The following is a 23,804-nucleotide window of genomic DNA, read 5'->3' on the forward strand; positions in this document are numbered from 1 at the left end:
CGGGATGGCAAGGCACAGACAAAAGCAAGGTTGAGGCATTGGTGAAACGGTATTTGGTCACTCGCAGCATTCTGGCAGGTGCGGTTCACGTTTGCTGGCTTCTGCCCGTTGCGGCTCAGGACGGCGGCACGGAAATGGTGTTTGGCTTCAGCCAGGGCCTGGAAACAAGCGACAACCTTGATCTGGATCCTGTCAGCCTTGGCAGCACGACCTTTACCTCGACCGAGCTGTCTTTCGGGCTGATCCGCGAAACCCGGCTTGACCGCTTCGGGCTGATCGCCGGGGGCGTGCTGCGGGGCGTGAGCGGGCCGGGCGCGGAGTCCGGGCTGGACAATCAGAGCCTTGATCTGAGCTATGGCCACGAGGGCGCAAACGCGGCGTTTGAGGCCAATGCCAGCTACTTGCAGTCAAACATCGAGTTCCTGGAGCCGCTTGACGACATTACCGATGACGATGGCCAGATTGATCTGCCGCCGGATCTGGACGAGCTCAGCGGCACGGGCAACCGCGAACGCTATGCCGCGGGGGTTGCACTGGACCTGGGCCGCGATGCGCCTGTGGGTGCGTCGTTCAGCGCGGATTACCTGGCCTTCCGGTATTCGGAGACAACGGATCCGGAGCTGTTCGACAATGATCTCAGCGAGGCGGAGTCCGAGGTGCGCTTCCGTCTTTCGCCGGTGGCCGTTGCCCGGCTGGGGCTGGGCTACCGGCTGTATGAAGCGGAGGATGCCGAACAGACCCGGCGCGACACGTCGCGCGGTTATGCCGGGCTGAGCGTCGAGGTGAACCCGGTTCTGCGGCTGGACGCAAATCTCGGCTATGCCTCGATCGACACCCGGGAATTGGGCGTCACGACGCAAAGCAGCGGCCTGGAAGCGCTGCTGCGCCTTGAGCGGGATATGCCCAACGGCACCGTGACCGCAGAAGCGGAACAGTATGTCACCGACGATGGCACCATCCGCACGTTCACTGCCGGCCGCACTCTTGAGCTGCCGAACGGAGAGTTGTCAGCCACGCTGGGGGCAGCGGATTCGGACATCGGCCAATCGGAAATCATCGGGTCGCTGGGCTGGAGCCAGGAGCTGCCCCGCGGCGGCATCAATGCGCAGCTGCGGCGCTGGGTCGATTTCGACGAAGACGACGGCAATGTTCTGAGAACCGCGCTGCTGGTCGACTATACTCATGACATCAACAGCCTCTCCAGCATCGGCCTCAAGGCGGGCTATACGGTTACCGATGAGGCCGGCGGCAGCACCGACCGTGCCAGCTTTACGGCCGAGTACAAATATGCGCTGACGGAAGACTGGTCGCTGGACACGGGATACCGCTACCGTATGCGTGAGGAGGGTGAGGGCGCGCGGGCCCAGTCCCATGCCGTCTTTGTCTCGATCGGACGGGAATTCAGGGCGAGACGGTAATCCCCGCAGCTCAAGCCTGCAAAATGTCTTCGAGCCGGGCAGCCAGCCGGGCGACATCGTAAAGCTGTTCGACACGTGTCCGCCCGGCCCTTCCGACACGGGCCCGCAGATCCGCGTCACTGGCCAGGGTCTCAATGGCGCGCACCCAGTCTTCCTCGGACTGGCACAGGAAGCCCGTTTCTGCATCAAGGACAGTCTCCGCATTGGCGCCCACCCCGCTGGCCACAACCGGCAGGCCGCTGGCCATATACTCCAGAGCCTTGAACGCGCATTTGTATTCGTTGAAGGGATGCTGCGAGAGCGGGTAGAGGCCGATGTCGAAGGGGGCAATTGCATCCGCCACGGCGCCGGGATCGGACCATTGGATCTGGTCGATGAAGTCGATTGCCACGCCCTCGATGCCCGCGAAGGCCTCATACAGCTCCTGCACCCCGCAGGCGCCCACGATCCGGAAGGTGACGGGGCGCCGGGCGCCGATACGCTGCAAGGGGTTTCGCAGAATACGGATCAAATCATCGGCGTAATGCGCGCCGTTGCCGATCCAGCCGAGACAGATCCTGTCTGCGGGCCTGTGGGTTTTGACACGGTAGTTTTCCAGCAGGACACCGGATGGCACCAGGTGAACGGTGTTCTGGTGCTGCCGTGCGAGCCCTTCCAGCGCCTGGCTGCCCGCCAGCACGCCGCTGGACAGGGCCATCATTCTGCCTGCCCGCTGCATCGTTGCGCAGGCCTGGGTGCGGCTTGGCGCATCATCAATGTCAAAGAACACCTTCTTGCCCAGCCGCCGCAGCAGGCGGGCGGCCATCAGGTCATAGCGGCCGTATTTCTTCTGGAAGATAACCGCATCGGCCGTCCGGGCTGCCGCCAGCAGGGACAGATACTGCAAACGGCGCTCCATGTGCCGGATCCGGACCGAATGGCCCCGGGCTTTCAGCGCTTCGGCGATCCAGTAGCCCCTGACCCGTGAACTGGCCTTGTCTTCCCGGCCAAGAAGGACCCAGAGAATGTTCATGGCCGCACCAGACCGGTTGCGCAGCTTTGGCACTGCCGCCCCTCCCCCATGCATCAAACCTGTGCCCCGCAGCCTGTCAGCCATGCGCCGCACCAGGGGCAGCGAGCACGCTTTGATAGAGCGCGGCATAGTTGCGGCACATTGCAGACAGGGAATACCGCTGCACCGCATGGCTGCGGGCCGTCTGCCCCAGCCGGGCCCGCAAAGCGCCGTCCGCAATCAGGCGGGCCATGGCTTGGGACAGCCCTGCGGCGCTGCCATCCGCAACCAGCAGGCCGTTCCCGCCATCCTCCACGATTTCGGCCGGCCCCATGGTGCCTGCGGCAATTGCCGGTTTGCCGCAGGCCATCGCCTCGGCAACGGCCAGGCCAAAGGCTTCGTCCAGCGCCGCATGCACAAAGATGTCGGAGGCGGCCACCCAGGCGGCGACATCGTCCCGCCTGCCCGGCAGGATGACCTTGTCCTGCAGGCCGCAGGAGGCCGCCAGCTGTTCGAGGCGGGAGCGCTCGCCGCCTTCGCCGAGAATGACCAGCCGGGCATTGCCGGGCCGGTCCGGGATGTCCGCAAATGCCCTGATGATACTGCTGTGGCGTTTGCGCGCGACCAGGGAGCCGACAGCGATCAGCACGATCCAGTCATCCTGCCAGCCAAGCTGCTTGCGCAGCGCTGACCTGCGACCGTTGCGGAACGGTGTGAATTTTTCAACGTCGATGCCGTTCCAGACAATCGAAATGCGCTCGTCCGGAACCCCCCACCGGGTCTGAATATAGCATTTAGAGGTCCGGCTCACAGCGGCCCACCGGTCAACCCACCAGGTCTTTCCCGTCAGAAAATTGCGCAATCCGGTCAAGGGCCGCGGCCATTTCGACTGCCCCCCCGCAAGCGTTCCGAAATGCTGGGTGCGCACAATCCGGAAGCCGGACATCCGGGCCAGCATAAGCATCCAGGCTGATTTGCGGCTGTGGACATGCAGCAGCCGGAAGCCGTCCCGCCTGAGCCTGCGCAGGGCGCGCGCCAGGTCAGCCGGCGACGCCGCCAGCGTGACCGCCCCCTGGCTGATCAGCCCGGAAAACCGCGCGTCCAGCTCGCTCCGGCCGGTGAAAATGCCGCGGCACTCGGCCCCGTCCGCGGTCATCAGATCGTAAACAACCTGAGTCACGCCGACGCCAGGACGGGCATTGTCCACTATGTGGCAGACCTTCATCACCGCAGGCAGCCCGGTCCGCTAGCTGTAATAGCCCGCATAGTGCTGTTTATAGATGAATTCATTATCCGCGTATCTCCGGGCTTTGGATTGGGACACCAGGCTCAGCACGCAGCCGGCAACCGGGCTTTTCACGGAGCGCAGCTCGCGCAGCCCTTCCCGGACGGCGTTCTTGGACGTGCGGTTCCAATGCACCAGGTAGACAACGGAATCCGACATCCTGGCTAGAAGCCGGGCATCCGCCGCCACCAGCACAGGCGGAGCATCAAGAATAACCAGTTTGTATCTTTCGCGCAGGGCTTCAATCATCTGGGCAAACTGGGGGGAGGACAAGATGTCCGCCGGGCTTTCCTGGAAGCGTTCCTTTTTTCCGGCGGCAAGGATATGCAGCCCGGATTCCGGGTGCACCGCCAGCGCTTCTTCCAGGCTGCAGTCACTGCGCAGGTAACCGACCAGCCCGGTGCTTGACTTGGACGGGACCAGCTTCGGGAATTTCGAATAGATCCGGGCATTGGACGCATCGCGCAGGTCGCAGCTTACAAGAATGGTATCGTGTTCGGTGTGCTGGCTGGCCAAAGCGGTCAGAAACGAGGTGACGCTTTTGCCTTCGCCGGGCACCGAGGAGGTCAGCATGACAACCTGCGGCTGGTTGTCCGGATCGCTGTAAAGCAGGCTTGTGCGCAGGTTTCGTATGCTTTCAGCCAGCAGGCATTTCGGGCGGTTCATGAATTCCCGCGCCCGTTTCTGCAGGCTTTTGCGCCTGCCGGTCAGCGGCAGTGACGTCAGAAGGGGATAAGGGGTGATTTCCGCCAGGTCGCGCGGATCGCGGACCGAGTTGTTCATCCGCTCCCGCAGCAGCAGCAGCAAAGCGCAGATGAACAGAGCGCCGGCGCTGGACGCAAGCAGGATGCGGTTGCTGGCCTGCCGGTCCGGATGCGAAGGCGGTTCGGCCTTGGACAGGACGCGGGCATCGGCCGACTGCAGGTTGGCCTGTTCGGATATTTCCTTCTGGCGCACCACAAAGGTTTGCAGCAATGTCTGGTTGGCGAGAACCTCGCGCTCGAGGCGGGAGATGAAAAGCTCGTCCGCGGTCCGCTCGATCGAGGTGATTTCCAGCTCCCGGACCATCTGCTCCAGCTGCTGCTCCCGCTGTTCCAGCGACGCGACCTCGAACTCAAGCGCGGCTACGATATAGGCCGCTTCCTCACGGATGCTCTGCTGCGCCTGCCCGAGCAAGGCTGCGCTGCGCACGCTGGACGGTGTCACGACGCTGCCGCTGATGGCGCGCTCCTGCGCAATGGTTTCCCGGATTTCGATTTCCCGCCTGCGGAAGTCGGTGATCAGTTCGGATTCCCGGAATTCCGTAACGCTCCAAAGATCCGTTCCTTCCGCCAGCGCGGCTGCGGCCCGTTTAAAACGCGCGCGGGACTCGGACAGGCGCAGCCGGATGGCGGCAAGCTCCTGATTGTGCGCCGCCAGCTGAATGCCGGTCATCTCCGCGCTCTGCGCGCGCCGCCGGGCCAGGTCCAGGCGGGTGTTCTCCAGGTTCCGCTCGGATTCCACGACGCTTTGCCTGAGTTCTTCGATGCGGTTGCTGACAAGGTCGATGGCCGCAAGCACGTCCTGGTTTTTCGACACTTTCTGAAAGGCGATGTATTCCTCGCTGATCGTGTTGGCGATCAGAGCGGCCTTTTGCGGGTCTGCAGAGCTGTAAAACAGCTCAATCACCCCGGAACCGCTGATGACCTCGATCTCAAGGTTGTCCCGCAGATAGCTGATGGCATCCCGCGCCGCCGATTGCTGCGCTTCCTCTTCTGTCTGGGCCGGTGCTGTGTCTCCGGCTTCCGGCTGCGCACGCAGCCCCAGCCGCGCCAGCTGGCTGGAAACGGGATCAGGCGCTGCATCCAGCAGCCAGGCTGCGGCGGCGTCCCAGACCCCGCCGGTGTCCGGCGTCCCGCCGTTGTCCTTTCCATCTTGCAGGATCGTGTCTTCCCCAAGGGCGTTGACAATATTGCCCAAGAGGGTGGTGGAATTGAGGATTTCGACCTGGTTGCCGATGCCGGCCCCGGTATCCGGCTCTACGAGCACCTCAGAGATATCGACGATCTGCAGCCGCTCGGGCTCATAGAGGATGCTGGTCACCGCGCGGTAGACCGGTTCCTGCTGGCTGACATGCGCCAGTCCGGCCAGAAATCCGGCAGCGGCACAGGCCGCCAGCAGCAGCTTTCCGCGCCAGAGAGCAAGCGCCATCTTGCGGGTGTCCAAAGTCTGGTCTGCCTCGCCGTCGTGCGGCAGGCTGTAGACTTCATAGTCTGGCAGGGACTCCTTGGGCCGGGCATGATCCCCAAACTCTGACCGTCTTGCGTACATGCACCAAAACCCCTTAACCCAAATCACACTTGGCCGCTTAGCGCGCACGCTCCATGGCAAGCCTGGGAGCGCCTTAAATGCCATCAATCCATAATTATGTGGCAAAGTCGACGGATTCCAAGTCCGGGCAATCCAGGCGGCTGCCGTTGGTTCACGCTGGACCTGTCCAGCCTCTGCGTTTCTCCACGCTCTTACTTATGCACGCGCCAAGATAGGCAACCGAAGTACAGCATTCCTGGCCACGCGGACTGTCCAGCCCGTTTCTATGGGCCAATCTGAGATAGAGATTCGACCAGCGTTGGAGCTCACCCTGTTTTGGTCCGGCCATCATGCTGCTTTCAGGGGGATGAACTTTTCCCCAGCGCCAGGGTCAGGATGCATTGGTTTCCGATCTGCCGTATGCTTCAGAGCCCGAAAACGAGCGGTGAACATGTGCGGTCCTTTCCGGCTGAGCGCTGCGCAGAAAAGACCGTCCTGCTTGATGCAGCATGCCTCAAGGCACACCGCACCGAAGCCACCGGCATGGGGGAAAGCCAAAGGGGGCGGACGCCTTATTGCACGCTCCAAGGGCGGCCTGAATGCGAGACTGCAGACCGCCCGCCCGGCCTCCTTGCCCCTGCCGGACAGAGCAGCGGCTGCATCGGCGAAGGGCCTTTGCTGAACAGCCTGCCAAATGCCAGCTGGCTGCCCGGAGGCGTGGCTGCAGCACCGGTTGGTTCAGGTATGCGTTGAAAGACAAAGGACGCGCGCCTGTATCTCAGGGCAGACGCAGTGTAAGATGCTTGTGAAATACGGCGAACATCGCTGCAAGCAGCGCGGCCGCATAGAGACCATGTCTGGCTGCCTCAAGGACAGGCCAGGCGTCGCCGCATGCTACGACCGGTGCCCGAAGGCCTTCCTGTCGACCATCGCCCTCGCGGCTTTGGTTATTTACGGGTTACGCATCCTGAACCTAGCCTATTCCGCAGTCCCAATAATAATGTACCCGTTCCCGCATGCTCTATACTGCCTAGCGAAAAATGCCTGAAACGGGATATTCAGTGCCTCCAGTTCTCGCGTGATAAAATTTTCGCAATAATCAGGCCTGACTTTCTCCCCTTTTACCTGACCAAAATAGACTGCGGATTTTTCTGGCAGGGTTGAAAGGTTGCCTAGCCAAACTGGTTTCAGATTTTCAGACTCTCCAAAGTAATGGCCGCGATATCGTATAAAGTGCCGCAAGCGGAGGTCGTCGTGAATTGGAATGGGGGAGAAAAGGTAGATTCCGCTTATCTTCCCCGCACTTTCCAGATCAGAAACCTTTTGCGCCACTCCTTTCCAATCTTGTTGCGGCATGAAGCGACGGGCCAGAGTGGTATACACATCGAACTGCCCAGCCAAAACAATCGTTGCCGACACTACAAGGAAAGCAAGTCTGCTCGGTAAAAATTTCATCCCTCCCGCAAATGCAGCGGCAGCAAGGAATGTGCCGGGCATGACAATGACGATAAAATTCCGATCAGTGCTCACTGGTGTATGTTCGGATATAAAAAGGACACACATGACGGTGGTGCAATAGAGATAAGATGACTTAACAATCCATCTCCTAACCTTCAATTCTGCACGCCGGTAGTAGCTGTAAATCAAAAATGCCGCCAGAGCCACGAAGGGAACAAATAAAAATATGGTGAGCGCTGGATATTTGCTCTGGATTAGACGAAAAAACACTCCGGCAAGCGGAAAGGTAGCTGAAACAGCCTTGTAGGCCACATCCACACCTGTCGAACTGATCCAAAAACCGCCGCCTGCCAACTGGGATTCATTCGCAGAAAAAAAATAATAAGCGGGCCAGGAAATTACAGCCAATAGTGTGACAGCAGATAGTGCCAGGGTGCTCCTATCGCGCAGGCTGGACAAGAAAATCCAAACAAGACACAAAACAGCAAGCAAGGTGCCAAAAAAATGCGTCAAGCTTACTGCTGCTAAGATAATGAATATTGCCCGCCTTTCATTCCGCAAGAACAAGTAATATGACAAGGCGGAAAGCCCAAACAACAGGCCATAGCTTCTGACTTCTTGGGAGTAATTGTAGACCAGCCAATTCGAGAAAATAAGCACTACGAACCAGGTCGCCTGAGTGGCTTCCAGATGGCGCGACATCCTGTAAATAGTGTAAAACACTGGCACAACGCAGACTGCTGATAGGCTTCGCGCCGCAAGTTCGCCATCCCCCCAAATACTTGTCCAGAAATATAGCAGGATCTGAAAAAATGGAGGATGAACATCATTTAGAATTATGGTCATCTGTTCTCGCAGGGGAAATTGCGCCACAGATACGCTGAAAAGCTCATCGAGCCAGTATGAATACCCTAAAGAGAGACCATAAAGCGTATAGGCTAGCCATGCAATCACCCCAGACAGGAGAAGTGGCTGGAAACTGCTTCGAAAATTCAAACTCATATATACATTCCTTTAGCGATGGGTTCTGGGATGTTGCGGAATAAATACGCAATCAAGTGCCTAACCAGCTGGCTGCAGATGATGTTTCGCTTGCTATACACGGTTCTGACAACAGCTTCGGCTGCTTCCAAAGGGAGCGTTGTTAAAGTTTTGGGAAGCTTCATACCCTCATTCATTTTCGTGGCCAAAAGCCCTGGAAAAACCACCGCAGCGTGGAGATTAGATTTTGCGATCCGGTTCCGCAAACCAGATAGAAATACGGTGAAACCTGTTTTTGCGGATCCATACACAAAGCTTACGGCACGATAACGGCCTCGGGCGTGTACACTAGTGCCAATCAGGATCCCATTTTCGCGCGTTTCCAGGTACCTTGCGAGAACCGCCAAGGTGCTTTCTGTGCCTTCGCAATTGCTGCGCATCGCGCGAGTGTCTGCAAGGATGAGGGCGATGGTTTTCCTCATGTCAAAAGTCTATCTGATCTTGCAGGTTGAAGGCTGCCATCCAATTGGTGGCTCTTGCCATGGACATTGGCCGCAATCATCCCGCGATTGCGTAAAATTTGGTCCGGGGTGACAGTTGGAAACCAGCTGCGCGGCAGGCACGCATTAATGACTTTATCAAAGAATATACTGGACTCAGCTATGAGCTGACCGTTTTTTTCTTCGTCGCCTGAACCTTTTTTCAGGCTCCGCCTTTTTAATTTCGCAGATGGGTTTGCTATGCTTTCACCATAAGCGCAACCGTTTCTTTTCACAATTGCGTTTGCTTCAAAAAAAACAATCCCGCGTAGCGCGTTATCAATGGCCGAAATATAAACCCTGACCTTGATAAATGGGTGTCGCCCCCACGCCGGCAGTTCCATGCTAATGCACCCCTGCGTTGACCGGTGAATACAAAGTAGTGACCGGGATTGCAATTAACGCTGCAAGCAATCGCCAGATCGTCCAATGCGCCAATTTGCTGCATGAAGTCCGTGCGGCCGATCATCCGCAAAACGGTTTTCCTACCCCACAAAAACCGGTCGCCAGAATTCAAGTTATGGTGCAAACTGAAAATTTTGGAGATCATTCTTCTTTCCAGTTTTGATATCGTTAATATCCAGCGTTCACGTGACTTATATTTGGTTCCAGTCCGGCAGGGGTGCCATCTCCTATCTCCAGCGCAAAAACTGAACTACTCTGGCTTAAAGGCAGCATAACTCCCTGCGAAGAGAGGTTGATTGCAGCCGTAACGGAGGTAAACACAGCATATCGAAGGATGAGTGCCCTCAGCGTCACAGAAAAGCTCCTGCCAGCACGGCAATCAGGATAATAAGGAAACAAACTTGGCTGATGCGATCCTTGACTGCATAAACCACAGGATCATCGTGCATCTCACCGCGATGAGCGATCATAACAGTTCGCATGATCCAATAAAGCAGGACAACACATACCCCCCAAAGCGCTTGTGGAAAACTATATAATTCGACAACGGAGGGAGCATTGACATAAAGAGCCATAACCAAAACCGCGACAAATCCGGCGCTAATTGATACCATAGAGATGATCGGCAAGTCATTGGCATGGTAACCACGGCCTGATTTTGAAAGTTTTTCTCGCGCAGCACTATCCACCAGCTCTGCCTGCCGTTTTACCGCGGCTAAAGATAAAAAGAAGAAAACCGAAAAGGCTAGCAGCCATACAGATAACGGAATACCAGTTGCTGTTGCCCCTGCGATGATCCGGATCGTGTAAAGTCCTGCTAGGGTGCAAATGTCGACCACCATCCGCCGTTTCAAGTGCAGAGAATACCCAATTGTCAGTATATAATACCCAGCCATTACAATAAAAAATTCGCCCCCGATAACCGAAGCCAGAAGCGCTCCAATACACAGCAAGCCTGCTGCCATCCATGTGCCCGAAGAGAGTGGGGCGCTGCCTGAAGCGAAGGGCCGCCTGCATTTACGCGGGTGGGTCCGGTCAGTGTCGAGATCGAGGAGATCATTGAGGACATAAACGCTGGCGGCGATGAGGCTGAACGAAACAAACGCCAGGAAAGAAAGAAAAAATGCTGTTCCCGTGATCTCGTGCGCAGCCAGCATGGGTAAGAACACCAAAACATTCTTTATCCATTGGTGCGGGCGCAAGGCTTTGATGTAAGGACCGAGTGACAGTGGGCGGGTTGTGAGATGCTCGGCCTCTGGTGCGACCTTCTCCACCTTTCTGCGCAAACCAGCAGAGGCGTTGACGGTAATAGCTCGCTTGCCACGTCCCCAAACCGCCAAATCGGCGGGGGAATCGCCCATATATGCATAACAATTCTGACCGAAGTGCTGATCAAGAAATCCAGCCTTGTGCGATCCTTTGAGGTTCACGCTGCCATTAGAGCCATGCACCTCGTCAAAGAGTTCAAGATGAGCGGCTATCTCGTTTGCAATCTGCTGATCTGAAGCTGTGACCAGGGCGGTCTTTCCTCTCGAGGCGCGCCAAGCTTTGACGTAGGCTACGACCTCGGGATCATAAGGCAGGGTCGTTACATCAATTTCGGCAACCTCTGCTAAATACCGTTTCAGTGCAGCCTTACCGCGAAATAGCGCTGCCGCGGCCAAAACCGGGCTACGCCAGTTTTGACTAAAGGCTGACCAGAAACTTTCAAGCAGCATGTCGCTTCTTAGAAGCGTGCCATCCAGATCAACGACAAGAGTTTCGTGCGTTTCAGTCATTTAAAAGAGCCAATTCCCTAATACACTTTTCCTTTTACTCTACTCTCAGAACTGAAGATATCCAAATTCAAAGTGATTTCGCGCTCTCAGTTCATGGCCCATGATCAGTAAATTACGGATGCGGCGAGGGCGGATGCAGACAGGAAGACCTTTGGACTGCGGTCGTATCGGGTGGCTGCGCGCCGCTGGTCCGTGAGCTGGCCGGATATGATCTCGATACGGTTGCGGCGTTTGCACCGGCGCTTGTCCTTCCGCAGGGGTGTGTTGCACTGCGTCTGCCCTGAGATACAGGCGCGCGTCCTTTGTCTTTCAACGCATACCTGAACCAACCGGTGCTGCAGCCACGCCTCCGGGCAGCCAGCTGGCATTTGGCAGGCTGTTCAGCAAAGGCCCTTCGCCGATGCAGCCGCTGCTCTGTCCGGCAGGGGCAAGGGAGCAGGGCGGGCGGTCTGCAGTCTCGCATTCAGGCCGCCCTTGGAGCGTGCAATAAGGCGTCCGCCCCCTTTGGCTTTCCCCCGTGCCGGTGGCTTCGGTGCGGTGTGCCTTGAGGCCTGCTGCATCAAGCAGGGCGGTCTTTTCTGCGCAGCGCTCAGCCGGAAAGGACCGCACATGTTCACCGCTCGTTTTCGGGCTCTGAAGCATACGGCAGATCGGAAACCAATGCATCCTGACCCTGGTTCTCGCAGGCTTTCAAACACCCAAGGTGGCTGATGGCGATCAAATTGTCGACGCATTGTCCCGCCACTGTCGGCGGCTTCCTGCTGTTGCGCGGATAATTGCGGGTGCCCGGCTGGAAAACGGCTAAAAAAAGCCGGCTTTTTGACATCAAGCTGCTCCCGGCTTCCTGTTAACCCGTTTGCGCGATAGGCCGCGGCAAATTCAGCAGCACGCCGGCGTTCCGGCGATGAGGGAACAGAGATATCTGCGGCGCCCGGGATCTCCCCCGGTGCTTCAGGCCCGTCTTCATGACCCGCCTCCGGTCAGTGCTGTTTCGCAATGTAAGAGTGTCGGCCGCACCGCTGCGCGGCTGATCGCCAGTGAAAGGAAATCACATGACCGTTTGGCATTCGTCTGACCTCGGCTGGTCCGCGGGTCAGGATGTCTCCAGCGCGTTTGCGTCGCTGCTGTCGAGCAACAAGTTCAAAGCCGGGGATACGCTGGTTCTTGAAGACACCTTCAAGATCTCGGGGTCGAACCTGCGGCTGCCGGAGAACTTCACGCTGACCGCCGAGCAGGGCGCGGGCCTGGATGTGCGCACCACCTCGGCCACCGACACCTCGGCGCTGTTCATCCTGTCCAGCGGGGTCACGGTGGACAATGTCACCTTCGACGTGGTGAACGCGCCCCAGACCGGCTACCGCGGCGCCAACCCGGTGTCGGGCACCGATTACCACACCAAGCGCGTCCTGGTCGTCGACGGCGATGGGGTGAGCGTCGAGAACAGCGCGTTTTCCGGCAATGTCTCGATGCACATCGATGTGCAGAACGGCGACCGGTTCACCCTGGACGGCACCGCCTTTGAGGGCGGCTTCTATCAGGTCCGCATCGTGGGCGGCGATGACGCCACGGTGACCGGCAGCCACTTTAAGAACTCGCTGGGCGACGGCATCAAGACCACCGCCACCCCCACCGGCGACGGCCCCGAGCGGATGACAGTGTCCGGCAGCTTCTTTGAGGGCAACCACCGCGACGGGATTGACTCGGCGGGCGGCTTCAAAGACGGCAAGGTCCTGAATACGGTGTTCTACGACAACGGCGTCAGCGGCATTGACATCAAGAGCCTGTACTATATCAGCTCCGATTTCGACCCCAGCAAGCAAAACAGCAACATCCGCATTGCAGGCAGCGAGTTCATCGACAGCCCTAACGGGGTTGTTGTCACCGTGCTCAACCGCAACGGCCTGCTGACCGAAAGCAACGGGCATATGATGCCGCATGACATCCATGTCAGCGACACGATCTTCGAAAACAACGCCTCCACCTATACAGGCGCCTTCCTGATCAAGGACGGCTACGACATCACCTGGGAAGGGGTTTCTCTGCTCGGAAACGTCGGCGAGATGCGTTTCCTCGGTGCCGAAGGCCCCAGCCTTTCCGGCACCAATATCGGCGGCGACATTGAAACCACCGGCGCGGCGCGGAAACTGTCCGCCAGCGAGCTGTGGTCCGGTTCTGCCGGCCCGGTTGCAGGCGGCGGGTCCGGCGGCGGCACAACACCTGCGCCTGAGCCCGAGCCGGGCGGCGATCCCAACCTGGTGACCGGCAACGCGCAAGACAATACTCTGCACGGCACGGCAGACGCAGACATTATCAAAGGTTTCGACGGCAAGGACATGCTGGTCGGCTACGGCAGCAGAGACCGGCTCAGAGGCGGCAAGGACGAGGATACCGTCAATGGCGGCGGCGGCAAGGACAAGGTCTTTGGCGGCGGCGGAGCAGACACCGTCTATGGCGGCGGCAACACCGACCTTCTGAAGGGCGGCGGCGGCCGGGATCTTCTGGATGGCGGCCGGGGCAACGACACGCTCAATGGCGGCAACGGCGCCGATCAGATCACAGGCGGCACCGGCAGCGATACCTTTGTGTTCACCGCGAGCCACGGCCAGGACACGGTTCTGGATTTCAACTCCGGAACCGACGTGATCGACCTGAGCGGGCTGGGCCAGAGCGCAGACAGCTACAGCGATCTGGAGATCAGCAGCCAGGGCGGCAATACACTGATTGATACCGGTGAAGGCACCATCCTGCTGCAGGGGCTGCAGGTGTCGGAACTCGGGGCAGGCGACTTACTGTTCTGACGCGCCCGTTATCAGGCCTGCCCGTCCGGCGGGTTTGAATTTGCGCAAGCAGATCCGGACGGGCCATGATTTTCCTGCGCTGCGGAGGCCGTTCCTCCGCAGCGCAGTTTTTTAGAGCGTCTCCGGATTTTCCAGCGTGCCCGCGATTTCTGAAATCGCCTCGGTATAGGCGCGGATCACGATTTTCTCGTCAAACTGCCGCTCCACAAGCGCGCGGCCGGCGGTGCCCATCTTCTGCAGTATGTCCTGCGGCGCCGCGGCAATGCGCAGCATCGCCCGCTCAAGGTCGGGACTGTCGCGCGGCGCCACCAGAAAGCCGCTTTCCCCGTCGATCACCACTGTGCGGCAGCCGGCTGTATCTGTGGTGATGACCGGCCGTCCGCAGGCCCCGGCTTCCAGGAGCGCGCGCGGTGTCCCCTCACGGTAATAGCTGGGCATGACCACGCAGGTTGCCTGCTCGATAACCGGGCGGATGTCACGCTGCCGGCCGAGGTATTCGATGATCCCCTCCTCCTGCCATTGCGACAGCACCGCCTTGGGGACCGCTGCCTGGCCCGGTGCTTCAAGGCCGCCAGCAAGCCTGAAAACAGCCTTGGGGAAGACTTTGCGCACCTGCCGCGCCGCTTCGGCGTATTCCCCGATACCTTTCTCCCACAGCAGCCGGGCCACAAGCAGGAAGACAGGCGCCTCCGGGCGCCCGGGCACCGGGGAGGCGGTGAACCGCGCCAGGTCGACCCCCGACCCGGGCAGGATCCGCGCGGTTCCGGACGCAACCAGGCCGGCCCGCAGAAACTGCTCCTGATCTTCGAGGTTCTGGAAAAAGACGATGGGAGCGGCCCGGAAGGCATGGCGGTACACCCGGGCTGCAAAAGCGGCCAAGGGGCCCTTGCCGGAAAACACAGAGCCTAAACCGGTCACATTCGGGATAATCGGCGTCCCGGTCAGGCGCGCCGCCAGCCCCGCATAGAGGTTGTTCTTGATCGTATAGCTGAGGATGGCATCAGGCCGCAAAGCCCGGATATGCCCGATCATTGCCCTGAGGCAGCCGGCCTCCCGCACAGGCGAGGTGCCGCGGCGGTCCATCTTCAGCTCCACATATCTGCAGCCGATATCGCTGAGAATTGCCTCGGTGTAATCGTCCCGCGGGGCCAGCACGGTGATTTCGTGGCCCGCCGCCATCAGCGCGCGCAGAAGGCCGGAGCGGAAATTGACAATGTTGAAGGAGGAATTGACGGTCACAACCAGCTTCATGGGATTTTGCACCTCACGACACTGCATCACTGTAAATTCCGGCCATGGTGCGGGCGCAGCTTGACCAGCTGAATTGCCGGGCCCGGCGCCTGCCCTGAGCCGCCATGCGGGCGCGCAGGTCTTCGGAGCCGCAGACCTGCAGGATGGCGGCGGCCAGCGCCTCGGGATCCGAGGCATCGCACAGGCATCCTGCCTCGCCCGCCACCTCGGGCAGCGAGGTCCGGTCCGAGGCAACCACGGGGGTGCCGCTGGCCATGGCTTCAAGAACCGGCAGGCCGAAGCCTTCGAACAGCGACGGGTGCACGTACAGATCCGCCGCCTGGTACAGCGCCCGCAGTTCCGGGTCGGACACGTAGCCAAGACTGTGCACGCGGTTGCGCAGCGCCGGTGCGGCAAGCGCTTGGGCAATTTCCCCGCTGTCCCAGCCTGCGCCGCCGGCCAGCACCAGATGATGCGGGATGCTGCTGCCCAGAACCGTCATCGCCCGCAGCAGGCCGGCCAGGTTCTTGCGCGGGCTGGCCGCCCCTGCGGACAGGATGAACGGGACACCGGGCGGCAAGCTGAACCGGTGCAGCAGCGCCGGGTCCGCCGGGGTGAAAAACGCCTCCGAAACGCCTTCCAGCACAACCCGCAGCCGGGATTCGACGCTTGGGCCTGCATACTCCCGGACGGTGTCGGCGGTGTATTGCGACACGCAGGCAATGACATCCGCCTGCCGCACCGCCTGGTCGAGGCTGCGCTGCATGACCCAGGGGCGGGTGTTGCGGAAGTAGTCCGGGCGGATCAACGGGCCCAGGTCGTGAATTGTCACCACCAGGGGCTTCCGGGTGGCCACCGGGTAGCCGAGGGAGACGGCGTGGACCACATCGACCGGCGCGTCCAGGCAGGCCTCCAGGGACGGGCGCCCGAGAAACGTCCAGAGCAGCGAGGTGCCGCGGCGGCCAAGCCCGGTGAGCTTCAGCCCGGTCTCCTGCTGGCGCGCGGCAAGCGCCTCCGGCTCCAGCCCCGACCATCCGGCAACAGGGATGATCTCGGTCCCGCCCGCGCTCCGCAGCGCCTCCAGCAGCTCCCGCGCGTAACGGGCCAGCCCATGCCCCTGCCGGTCGCCGAACTGATTGGCGAAACAGGCAACCCGCAGCCCCTGCCCGGGGATCATGCCTGCGCGTTCAATGGTTGCGGATTGCAAGAAATGTCCTCCCGAATACGCTGTTCCAGCGGCGCCGGAGCCGGCCGCGGATCCCTGCGGGCAGAAACGCGCCAAGCAGGGCGGCCCAGGAATCCGCCGCAAACGGCCACAGCGCAATCGCAGTCAGATAGTGGCGAATGGCGGCCCCGCGCCTGCCCAGGTAGTGGAACTGCACCCGCCCGGTGCGGCGGTGAAAGCTTGCCCGGGCCGCCAGCGGCAGCCACCAGGCGCGGCGCCGCCGCAGCGCCGCGTATTTGTCCAGGATCCGCTTGTGCGCGCGCAGCTCCCGCGCCGGATCCGAAACGGTCCGCGGCCCCGGATGCTGGCGCAGATCCACCAGAACCTCCGGAACACAGCCGATCGGGGCCAGCCGGGCAAGGCGTATCCACATGTCCCAGTCCTGCCGGGCGGCAAGCGCAAGATCGAATTTGCCGGCCTCGATCAGCAGCCGCCGTTCTGCAAGATAAGCCGAGGTCGGCGCGGTGACATCGCTGACCAGCAAGGCGTTCAGCAGGCCGCCTTCCGGGAAGGCATGGCGCGGCTGCGCGATCACCCGGCCGCTTTCGGCATCGGTTTCCCGCAGGCCGCAGTAGACCGCCCCGAACTCCGGACGCGCTGCCAGCCGCGCCATCTGCTTTTCGATCTTCTGCGGATGCCACAGGTCGTCGCTGTCCAGAAAGGCGACGAACCGGCCGCGCGCCCTGTCTATGCCGCGGTTGCGGGCCGCATTGCCGCCTGCGTTCGGCTGTTTTTCATAAACCACCGGCAGCGGCACCGTTTCTGCCCAAGCGCTGACCCGTGCCACGGTGTCATCCTCCGACCCGTCGTCGATGACAATGATTTCCAGGTCGCGGAAGGTCTGCGCCTGCACGCTGTCCAGCGCCTCGCAAATCAGGTGCTCCCGGTTATACGTGGGCACCACCACCGAGACCTTTGGCGGCGCGTCAGCCATTGCGGTCCGCCGCCGCCCAGGACACCTGCCGCTCCAGTTCCGCCCGCGAAATGCGGTTCTGCCGGTCCCACACCAGCGCATAGGCGCGGAAGACGGCCGTGGCCGAGTGCAGCGCCGAAATCAGCCCCGGCGTGCCATCAAGAAACCCCTTCTTGTAAAAGTACTTCTTCAGGAATTCCTTGGCCGGCGCCCACAGGATCTGCCAGCCGCGGATCTGCCGTTTGCTCTCCTCGACGTGCTTGACGACCTCCTCCAGATAGGTGGAGCTCTTCTTCAGGCGCTTTTCGAAGTTATGCTCGTTGAAGTGGATCATCTTGCCGCTGAGCTGGCCGACCCTTTGCGCGGGGGCATCCAGGTGGCAGGTCTCGTGGAACATGCCGCCGAAGCGGAACAAGCCGCGCCGGGCCAGGTGGATCAGGTTCCAGTCCTGCCAGCCGCCGCCCTGCATCGGCCGGTGCATGAAATGATTGAGGCGCCGGAACCGGTAGCCGTCCATCTGCTCATTCTTGATGGCGTCCCGGATTTCGCCGGCCAGCTCGCGGGAGACCCGCTCGTCGATATCCATATGCAGCAGCCAGTCGCTGGCGGCGGCGTCGATGCCCTTGTTGCGCTGATCGCTGTAATATTCGCCGGGCTTGCGCGGCGACCGGAGAAACCGGACGTTGCCGCCCGCCGCCGCGCAGATCTCTTCGGTGCGGTCGGTCGAGCCGTCATCCACAATGATGATCTCATCGACCCAGCCGATCAGGTTGGCCAGAAACCCGGGCAGATCCTCTTCCTCGTTGTAGCTGATGGCCACAACGCCCAGGGTGGCGGGGGCGCGCTCAAACGGGCTCATCGGGCCGCCTTGGCGAGACCCGCGCCCGGTCCGGACAGCAGGCCGTCAAAATAGCTGATTGTCTTGCTCAGCCCTTCCTCCAGCGGAACCGAGGGCGCCCAGTCCAGCTCGCGCTTGGCCAGCGAAATATCCGGGCGGCGCTGCATCGGGTCATCCTGCGGCAGCGGCCGGTAGACGATCTCGGACTGCGAGCCGGTCATTTCCACCACCCGCTCCGCCAGCTCGCGGATGGTGATCTCGACCGGGTTGCCCAGGTTCATCGGGCCATGGCAGCCGGGGCCCGCCCCCATGAAGCGCACGATCGCCTCGACAAGGTCGCTGACATAGCAGAACGACCGGGTCTGCATCCCGTCGCCGAACAGCGTGATCGGCTCGCCTTTCAGCGCCTGCACGATGAAATTCGACACCACGCGCCCGTCATTGGGATGCATTCTGGGGCCATAGGTGTTGAAGATGCGCGCCACTTTGACATCCAGCCCGGTCTGCCGGTGATAGTCGAAGAACAGCGTTTCCGCACAGCGCTTGCCCTCGTCGTAGCAGGACCGCGGGCCGATCGGATTGACATTGCCCCAGTAGTCCTCCCGCTGCGGGTTCACCTTGGGATCGCCGTAGACTTCGCTGGTGGAGGCTTGCAGGATCGGGCACTTGAGGCGCTTGGCCAGCCCCAGCAGGTTGATGGCGCCATGCACGCTGGTTTTCGTGGTCTGGATCGGGTCGTGCTGGTAGTGGACCGGAGAGGCCGGGCAGGCGAGATTGTAGATCGCGTCCACCTCGACATAGAGCGGGAACGTGACATCGTGGCGTATCAGCTCGAAATGCACGTTGTTCTTCAGGTGATAGATGTTCGGTTTTGTTCCGGTGTAAAAATTGTCGACGCACAAGACGTCGGCGCCATCCGCTATCAGCCGGTCGATCAGATGAGACCCGATAAAACCTGCGCCGCCTGTCACCAATACCTGTTTGTTGATACTCATTATGACTCCACACCTGGGTTCCTAAGTGAATCGTCTTTTGCCCGTTTCCGGCCAAAGGCCCTGCGGAAGCGGAGCAGGACCGGCTGCACAAACCTGTCCCTGAGCCGGTTGACGCGCAGCCGGGGCGACCGGCGCTTGGGCGTATTCAGCGGCCCGCCTGCACCGGCCTCCAGCGGGTTGGCCAGGTCTGCGCTGCTGTAGCCGAAGTGCCGTGCGATCTGCTGAACCGCGGGATCAAGCTGCAAAGTGTAGCGGCCGTCCTGTTTCCATTTTTCAGAGGATTTCGCATGTGTGCCGGAGCCGACCCGGGGGTCGGGCTCTATGCCGATGAACCGGCAGATTCCGGCGAAGCCTTCAACAGGCGCCTGCACCAGATCCTCATAGCGGACCGTCAGGAGCCTGCCTTCGGGTAGCATCTGTTCAAAAGCCAGCAAATTGCGGCAAATTTCGAGCCAGCCGTACTGCCGCTTGCCCGGATCCGTGCCGAAGAGCGCGGCGGCGGAATAAATCGTGCCGTGCGGGTTGCGGACCATGGCCACGATCTTCACATCAAGCTTGGTGGTCTGCATCCATTCCAGGATCAGACTCAGCGCCGCCCAGTTGGCAAGGAACTGCGGCGATTTTTCAAAGAACACCGGGCGCGCATAGGTCTGGCACAAGGCTTCCCAGCCCTCGAAGACAAGCGCCCGGTCGTCTGCGGGCGGCTGGAACTCCGGCACGCATTGCGCCAGCAGATCAACCATATAGGCGCGCGCATTCGCCCGGCTGCCATAGCCGCCATATGCCTGCCCCGAGCTGAACAGCTGATCCGGGCGCCGCAGCAGCACCGCGGCCGTCAGCCACCAGTGGGTCTCCAGATTGGAATGCGGCGAATAGGGCACGGTCTGAACGGCAGGATGCCGGCAGATTTCGTCCTGGAACATCGTTGAGCCAGAACGCTTATCTGAAAGCAGGAGCACGATGCTGGGCATGAGACCTCCGTTTCGCTGGTTTGACCCGCCGCGGCATTTCGGAAAAGTTCGCAAGAGACGAAATAAGTCCAATGACAAGGAAGAAAAGCATTGCACCGCGCGGCGTCGAGACCGGAGCATGCCCGAACGCAACCCACGGCAGCAGGGCGACGACGGACAGCAGCAGCGACTGCGACAGCAATCCCGTAAAGGAGTTTTTGCGCCTGGCGAGCTGCCGGGTGGCGTGAAACGCATTCAGCACCACGGCGCCGTACAGGAGCGCAGCCAGCATCCCATAGCTGTAATATGCCATCGCAAATGTGGCATGCGTCGCCTTGCCGGCCTGCTCAGGAACCGCCCGGGGCTCCGAATACCTGACGGTGATCCCCTCCCCCAGCAGCAGGAACTGCGGCTCCTCGGCAACGTGCTGGAGCGGCTCGATATAGGCCAGGATACGCTCGCTTTCGCGCTCATCCTGGTAGGGATTTTCCAAGATCGCCTGGCTGCGGTTCGACAGGCGGTCAAAGAAAAAGAGCTGGGAGGAAATGCCCACGGCCAGAATGACGGTGGTGCAGACCGCGACTGGAAGCAAAATCCCCCGGCGCACATGCTTGAGCCCGTAGAGCAACACCGTCAGCAGGATGAGCAGGCTGCCCAGGATCGGCCCTCGGGAATAGCTCATCACAACCCCCATCGGCGCCAGCAGGCAGGCGGTCAGCGTGATCCCCCGCCAGGCCGGCCCAAGCCGCCACGGCCAGCGCAGCAGCAGCGCCGCAAGCGGCCAGCATACATTGATGAATGAGGCGCCCAGGATCGAAACCCCGACCAAGGTCCGGCCGCGGACACCGCTGTCTCCGGCGCTGTAATGCGCGCCCACCCCGTCCGCGGCGGGCTCAAGGAACTTGTTCGAAAACACCAGGTCCACAACGAAGACCCGCGTCATCGGCAGCGAAGTGAGGATCATCAAGGACGCGGTGACCAGCATCCCCAGCACCGCCGCGCGTAAAATCACGGACACATCCTGCGGCGTCCGCACCATCAGGCCGGTGATGAAGAAAACGCTGAAGGCCAGGCAGGTGCGGATGGAAATATACAAGGAATCCTGCAAGGTGCCGAAGGTCAGGATCCCGATCAGTTCACTGGCGAGTGCGAGAGACAGAATCACCTTGACGGTTGTGGAAAACATCCGGCGCCCCCGGACCGCAGGCAGGCTCTGCGCCTTCAGGATCAGCATCAGGATCAGCAGATCGATCATGTAGACAGGCACAGGGCCCAGTTTGATATTCAGCCTGGGCACCGCAACGAGGACAAACACGAAGACGGCGAACAGGCCGATGCCCGGGGTTGTCTGGTGAGGTCTATAGGCCATAGCCGTGCCTCACTTTGGCGTATAGATTCAGGTGGGCGCTCACGAAGTCTTCGATTTTGAAGCTCTGCGACCGCTCAAAGCCGTTTTGCCCCAGCTGCCTACGCAAATCCGGGGAGTCCGCCAGGCAGCGGATGGCAGTCGCGATGCTGGCAGGCTGCCCCGGATCGACCAGCAGGGCGGCCTGCCCGTCGGGGCCGACAACCTCGCGCAGTCCCGCAACATCAGAGGCAATGACAGGCAAAGCCGCATTCATGCCTTCCACCGCCGCCAGGCCGAAGCCTTCCCACAAGGAGGGGATCAGGAAGATGTCCGCCTCCTGCAGCAGAGCCCGGATGTCCGGCACATATCCCGCAAACTCCACCGCTTCGGACAGGCCCAGCCGCGCGGCGGTGCGGCGCAGCGCCTCAAGCTCAGGCCCGCCGCCAGCAATCACATAGCGCAGGTTGCAGGGCATCAGCTGCGCCAGTGCCTCCAGGGCCGCGCCGTAGTTCTTGGCCGGGGTCAGGCGGCCGACCGACAGCAAGGTCAAAGGCTCAGTTTTAGGCGCACGCCGGATGGGCCTGTCGAAGAACAGGCGGCAGCCATTGGGGATCACCGTGACCCCCTTGACCCAGGGGCGGGCCTTCCTCAGCTCGGTGCTGACCCCCTGGCTGATTGCAATGATCTGCTTGAAGGCGCCGTAGACCTGCCTGTCGATGGCCCGGCCGAACAGGCTGGACCTGCGGTTGTTCGAGGTGCTGTGCTCGGTGAAGAGCACCGGCGCGCCCACCACGCCGGCCCGCACCAGGAGCGACAGGTACAGGCTGGCGGGAAACAGATGCGCATGCACAACGTCGCTGGGGCGGATGTGCCGCCTGGCATAGGCCGCCAGCCGGCTGAAAGCGCGCGGGTCATAGGGGCTGTTCACCCCAAGCGACACCGCCCCCTCCGGCACGCCGCCCTCCCCGAAGCCCTCCAGCGAGACCAGATGCGCCTCGATCCCTTCCGACTGCAGCTGGCCGTGCAGGCTGCGGGCCATCCGCTCGGCGCCGCCGCGTTGCATGTCGATGCTGTTGATGATCTGAAAAACCCGCGGCCGCGCCGCCTGGTCCGGAGCGGCGGGGGGCGGGCGCCTGCGCAGCCCCTTGAGGACGCCGCGCAGGGCCTTGCGCTGCTTTGCCGGCAGGAACCGGGCCAGAGGGTGCTGCCGGAACAGCGCAGGCGTCTGAAAGCTGCTCCAGGGCACAGGCTGCCAGTCCGGCGGCGGTTCCGACATCACCGCCTCAAAGAGCCCGGCATAGGCATGCACGCATGTCTCGCGCGAAAACCGGCTGCGGGCGGCTGCCGATACGGCCTGGCTCATCGCCTGCAGCTGCGCCCGGTCCCGTGCCAGGCGTTCGATATGCTTGGCAAACTCCGCAGTGCCGCCAGTCTCCGCCAGGAACCCGGTTTGGCCTGCCTCGATCAGGAAATCGGTGATGCCCGGCAGCTGCCAGGCAACCGGGACAGCGCCGGCCGCCATCGCCTCCAGCAAGGCGTTCGGGCAGCCTTCGAAATGCGACGGGAACAGAAAGACATCCGTCTCTTCCAGAAACCCCGGAATATCCCCGGGGGACAGGCTGCCGAGAAAGCGCACAGCGCCCGGGTCAGCCAGCCCGGCAAGCGCCCGGCGCAGGTCCGCCTCGTCCTTGCCCTGCCCCGCGATCTGCAGCTGGAACGGCACCTTGGCGTCTTCGAGATGGCGCAGAATGGCAGGCAGGTGCATGACCCCTTTCTGCCGGTGCTCCAGCCGGCCAAGGAACCCCAGCGTCAGGACGCCGCCCCTGCCCCGCACCGCCCGGGCCGCCCCGGCGAACCGTTCCGGCGGCACCCCGTTGGGGATCAGGGCAATTTTGTCCGGGCTGACGCCGTAGCCGGTTATCAGGTCCTCCTGCAGCCGCGGCGTCAGCGCCACGATCCGCGCCAGCCGCTCCTGGCCAACCAGAGTGAGCCGGTAGCCTTCCTCGAACCCGTTGGCGCAGCGGGCCAGGGCCCGCACATGTGCGGGGAGATGCGGCAAAGCGCTCAGGATGGCGGGCGAGTTGACGCCGAACACCGCGTCTATCTGTTCGGCCGCACACCAGTCAGCAAATGCGCGGGCCTGCGTCTTCAGGCTTGTGCTTCTTGCAGCCAGCAGGACGCATCCGTCATCGGCAAACGCCGGATCGGTCAAGCTGGCCTGATCGCGGCCCGCCGCGACACAGCGCAGGTCAATGCCATGCTCCAGCAGCGCAGGCCGCATGTTGCGGTAGAAGGTGAAGGTTCCGCTGTCTTTCGGCACCGATCCGAACGCCACGCGTATCATCGGCCGCCTCCCGGCCGCC

19 protein-coding genes are annotated in these 23,804 nt (G+C 61.4%); 3 read left to right on the top strand and 16 right to left on the bottom strand.

What is annotated here, in order from left to right; all coding sequences use genetic code 11:
• Nucleotides 1–41: 41 nt before the first annotated feature.
• Entirely contained in the window at nt 42–1,418 is a 1,377-nt protein-coding gene (locus AC5STI_RS19825) for a hypothetical protein (RefSeq protein ID WP_495447982.1), read from the top strand.
• A 10-nt stretch (nt 1,419–1,428) separates the two neighbouring features.
• Here the strand turns inward: AC5STI_RS19825 and AC5STI_RS19830 are convergent, their stop codons facing one another.
• From AC5STI_RS19830 to AC5STI_RS19855, 6 genes are all read right to left on the bottom strand, one after another.
• Nucleotides 1,429–2,430 (bottom strand): glycosyltransferase, encoded by a 1,002-nt coding sequence (locus AC5STI_RS19830; RefSeq protein ID WP_495447983.1) that lies wholly within the window; start codon nt 2,428–2,430, stop codon nt 1,429–1,431.
• A gap of 76 nt (nt 2,431–2,506) precedes the next feature.
• On the bottom strand, nt 2,507–3,589 hold the full coding sequence (locus AC5STI_RS19835) for a glycosyltransferase family 4 protein (RefSeq protein WP_495447984.1): 1,083 nt from the start codon (nt 3,587–3,589) through the stop codon (nt 2,507–2,509).
• A gap of 66 nt (nt 3,590–3,655) precedes the next feature.
• Entirely contained in the window at nt 3,656–6,004 is a 2,349-nt protein-coding gene (locus AC5STI_RS19840) for a GumC family protein (RefSeq protein WP_495447985.1), read from the bottom strand.
• A gap of 957 nt (nt 6,005–6,961) precedes the next feature.
• Nucleotides 6,962–8,443, bottom strand: a complete 1,482-nt coding sequence (locus AC5STI_RS19845; protein WP_495447986.1) for a hypothetical protein — start codon at nt 8,441–8,443, stop codon at nt 6,962–6,964.
• Nucleotides 8,440–8,904, bottom strand: a complete 465-nt coding sequence (locus AC5STI_RS19850) for an SDR family NAD(P)-dependent oxidoreductase (RefSeq protein ID WP_495447987.1) — start codon at nt 8,902–8,904, stop codon at nt 8,440–8,442. Before AC5STI_RS19850 ends, AC5STI_RS19845 begins: the two co-directional genes overlap by 4 nt.
• Nucleotides 8,901–9,305: a hypothetical protein gene (locus AC5STI_RS19855; protein ID WP_495447988.1), complete on the bottom strand. Its 405-nt coding sequence runs from the start codon at nt 9,303–9,305 to the stop codon at nt 8,901–8,903. Before AC5STI_RS19855 ends, AC5STI_RS19850 begins: the two co-directional genes overlap by 4 nt.
• A 17-nt stretch (nt 9,306–9,322) precedes the next feature.
• Between AC5STI_RS19855 and AC5STI_RS19860 the strand changes: the two genes are divergently transcribed.
• Nucleotides 9,323–9,529, top strand: coding sequence for a hypothetical protein (locus tag AC5STI_RS19860; RefSeq protein ID WP_495447989.1), 207 nt, complete (start codon nt 9,323–9,325; stop codon nt 9,527–9,529).
• Between the two features lie 187 nt (nt 9,530–9,716).
• Here the strand turns inward: AC5STI_RS19860 and AC5STI_RS19865 are convergent, their stop codons facing one another.
• Together AC5STI_RS19865 and AC5STI_RS19870 are read right to left on the bottom strand one after the other, a co-directional pair.
• Nucleotides 9,717–11,144 (bottom strand): UbiA family prenyltransferase, encoded by a 1,428-nt coding sequence (locus AC5STI_RS19865; protein WP_495447990.1) that lies wholly within the window; start codon nt 11,142–11,144, stop codon nt 9,717–9,719.
• Nucleotides 11,145–11,757: 613 nt separating this feature from the next.
• Entirely contained in the window at nt 11,758–11,970 is a 213-nt protein-coding gene (locus AC5STI_RS19870) for a hypothetical protein (protein WP_495447991.1), read from the bottom strand.
• Between the two features lie 226 nt (nt 11,971–12,196).
• Here AC5STI_RS19870 and AC5STI_RS19875 point away from each other — a divergent pair, with 226 nt between their 5' ends.
• Complete coding sequence (locus AC5STI_RS19875) at nt 12,197–13,942, top strand: right-handed parallel beta-helix repeat-containing protein (RefSeq protein ID WP_495447992.1); 1,746 nt, start codon at nt 12,197–12,199, stop codon at nt 13,940–13,942.
• A gap of 111 nt (nt 13,943–14,053) precedes the next feature.
• Here AC5STI_RS19875 and AC5STI_RS19880 read toward each other — a convergent pair whose 3' ends face one another.
• The 8 genes from AC5STI_RS19880 to AC5STI_RS19915 are packed head-to-tail and all read right to left on the bottom strand — an operon-like array spanning nt 14,054 to nt 23,785.
• The gene (locus AC5STI_RS19880) at nt 14,054–15,193 is read right to left on the bottom strand and encodes a glycosyltransferase family 4 protein (RefSeq protein WP_495447993.1); all 1,140 of its coding nucleotides are present in this window, start codon (nt 15,191–15,193) and stop codon (nt 14,054–14,056) included.
• A gap of 13 nt (nt 15,194–15,206) precedes the next feature.
• Complete coding sequence (locus AC5STI_RS19885) at nt 15,207–16,379, bottom strand: glycosyltransferase family 4 protein (RefSeq protein ID WP_495447994.1); 1,173 nt, start codon at nt 16,377–16,379, stop codon at nt 15,207–15,209.
• Nucleotides 16,360–17,331: a glycosyltransferase family 2 protein gene (locus tag AC5STI_RS19890; RefSeq protein ID WP_495447995.1), complete on the bottom strand. Its 972-nt coding sequence runs from the start codon at nt 17,329–17,331 to the stop codon at nt 16,360–16,362. The genes AC5STI_RS19885 and AC5STI_RS19890 overlap by 20 nt, the downstream gene beginning before the upstream one ends.
• On the bottom strand, nt 17,324–18,169 hold the full coding sequence (locus tag AC5STI_RS19895; RefSeq protein ID WP_495447996.1) for a glycosyltransferase family 2 protein: 846 nt from the start codon (nt 18,167–18,169) through the stop codon (nt 17,324–17,326). The genes AC5STI_RS19890 and AC5STI_RS19895 overlap by 8 nt, the downstream gene beginning before the upstream one ends.
• The gene (locus AC5STI_RS19900) at nt 18,166–19,143 is read right to left on the bottom strand and encodes a UDP-glucuronic acid decarboxylase family protein (RefSeq protein WP_495447997.1); all 978 of its coding nucleotides are present in this window, start codon (nt 19,141–19,143) and stop codon (nt 18,166–18,168) included. Before AC5STI_RS19900 ends, AC5STI_RS19895 begins: the two co-directional genes overlap by 4 nt.
• Nucleotides 19,143–20,114, bottom strand: a complete 972-nt coding sequence (locus AC5STI_RS19905; RefSeq protein WP_495447998.1) for a sulfotransferase family protein — start codon at nt 20,112–20,114, stop codon at nt 19,143–19,145. The genes AC5STI_RS19900 and AC5STI_RS19905 overlap by 1 nt, the downstream gene beginning before the upstream one ends.
• The gene (locus tag AC5STI_RS19910) at nt 20,083–21,462 is read right to left on the bottom strand and encodes an O-antigen ligase family protein (protein WP_495447999.1); all 1,380 of its coding nucleotides are present in this window, start codon (nt 21,460–21,462) and stop codon (nt 20,083–20,085) included. The genes AC5STI_RS19905 and AC5STI_RS19910 overlap by 32 nt, the downstream gene beginning before the upstream one ends.
• Entirely contained in the window at nt 21,452–23,785 is a 2,334-nt protein-coding gene (locus AC5STI_RS19915; protein WP_495448000.1) for a glycosyltransferase family 4 protein, read from the bottom strand. Before AC5STI_RS19915 ends, AC5STI_RS19910 begins: the two co-directional genes overlap by 11 nt.
• Between the last annotated feature and the right edge of the window lie 19 nt (nt 23,786–23,804).

It is taken from the genome of Leisingera sp. CC-HEC096 (assembly GCF_059429235.1).

Excerpts from the sequence above, each read along its gene's own strand:
- AC5STI_RS19830 (WP_495447983.1), bottom strand. The coding sequence starts at position 2,430 with ATGAACATTCTCTGGGTCCTTCTTGGCCGGGAAGACAAGGCCAGTTCA.
- AC5STI_RS19840 (WP_495447985.1), bottom strand. The coding sequence starts at position 6,004 with ATGTACGCAAGACGGTCAGAGTTTGGGGATCATGCCCGGCCCAAGGAG.
- AC5STI_RS19845 (WP_495447986.1), bottom strand. The coding sequence starts at position 8,443 with ATGAGTTTGAATTTTCGAAGCAGTTTCCAGCCACTTCTCCTGTCTGGG.
- AC5STI_RS19850 (WP_495447987.1), bottom strand. The coding sequence starts at position 8,904 with ATGAGGAAAACCATCGCCCTCATCCTTGCAGACACTCGCGCGATGCGC.
- AC5STI_RS19855 (WP_495447988.1), bottom strand. The coding sequence starts at position 9,305 with ATGGAACTGCCGGCGTGGGGGCGACACCCATTTATCAAGGTCAGGGTT.
- AC5STI_RS19865 (WP_495447990.1), bottom strand. The coding sequence starts at position 11,144 with ATGACTGAAACGCACGAAACTCTTGTCGTTGATCTGGATGGCACGCTT.
- AC5STI_RS19870 (WP_495447991.1), bottom strand. The coding sequence starts at position 11,970 with ATGTCAAAAAGCCGGCTTTTTTTAGCCGTTTTCCAGCCGGGCACCCGC.
- AC5STI_RS19875 (WP_495447992.1), top strand. The coding sequence starts at position 12,197 with ATGACCGTTTGGCATTCGTCTGACCTCGGCTGGTCCGCGGGTCAGGAT.
- AC5STI_RS19880 (WP_495447993.1), bottom strand. The coding sequence starts at position 15,193 with ATGAAGCTGGTTGTGACCGTCAATTCCTCCTTCAACATTGTCAATTTC.
- AC5STI_RS19890 (WP_495447995.1), bottom strand. The coding sequence starts at position 17,331 with ATGGCTGACGCGCCGCCAAAGGTCTCGGTGGTGGTGCCCACGTATAAC.
- AC5STI_RS19895 (WP_495447996.1), bottom strand. The coding sequence starts at position 18,169 with ATGAGCCCGTTTGAGCGCGCCCCCGCCACCCTGGGCGTTGTGGCCATC.
- AC5STI_RS19900 (WP_495447997.1), bottom strand. The coding sequence starts at position 19,143 with ATGAGTATCAACAAACAGGTATTGGTGACAGGCGGCGCAGGTTTTATC.
- AC5STI_RS19905 (WP_495447998.1), bottom strand. The coding sequence starts at position 20,114 with ATGCCCAGCATCGTGCTCCTGCTTTCAGATAAGCGTTCTGGCTCAACG.
- AC5STI_RS19910 (WP_495447999.1), bottom strand. The coding sequence starts at position 21,462 with ATGGCCTATAGACCTCACCAGACAACCCCGGGCATCGGCCTGTTCGCC.
- AC5STI_RS19915 (WP_495448000.1), bottom strand. The coding sequence starts at position 23,785 with ATGATACGCGTGGCGTTCGGATCGGTGCCGAAAGACAGCGGAACCTTC.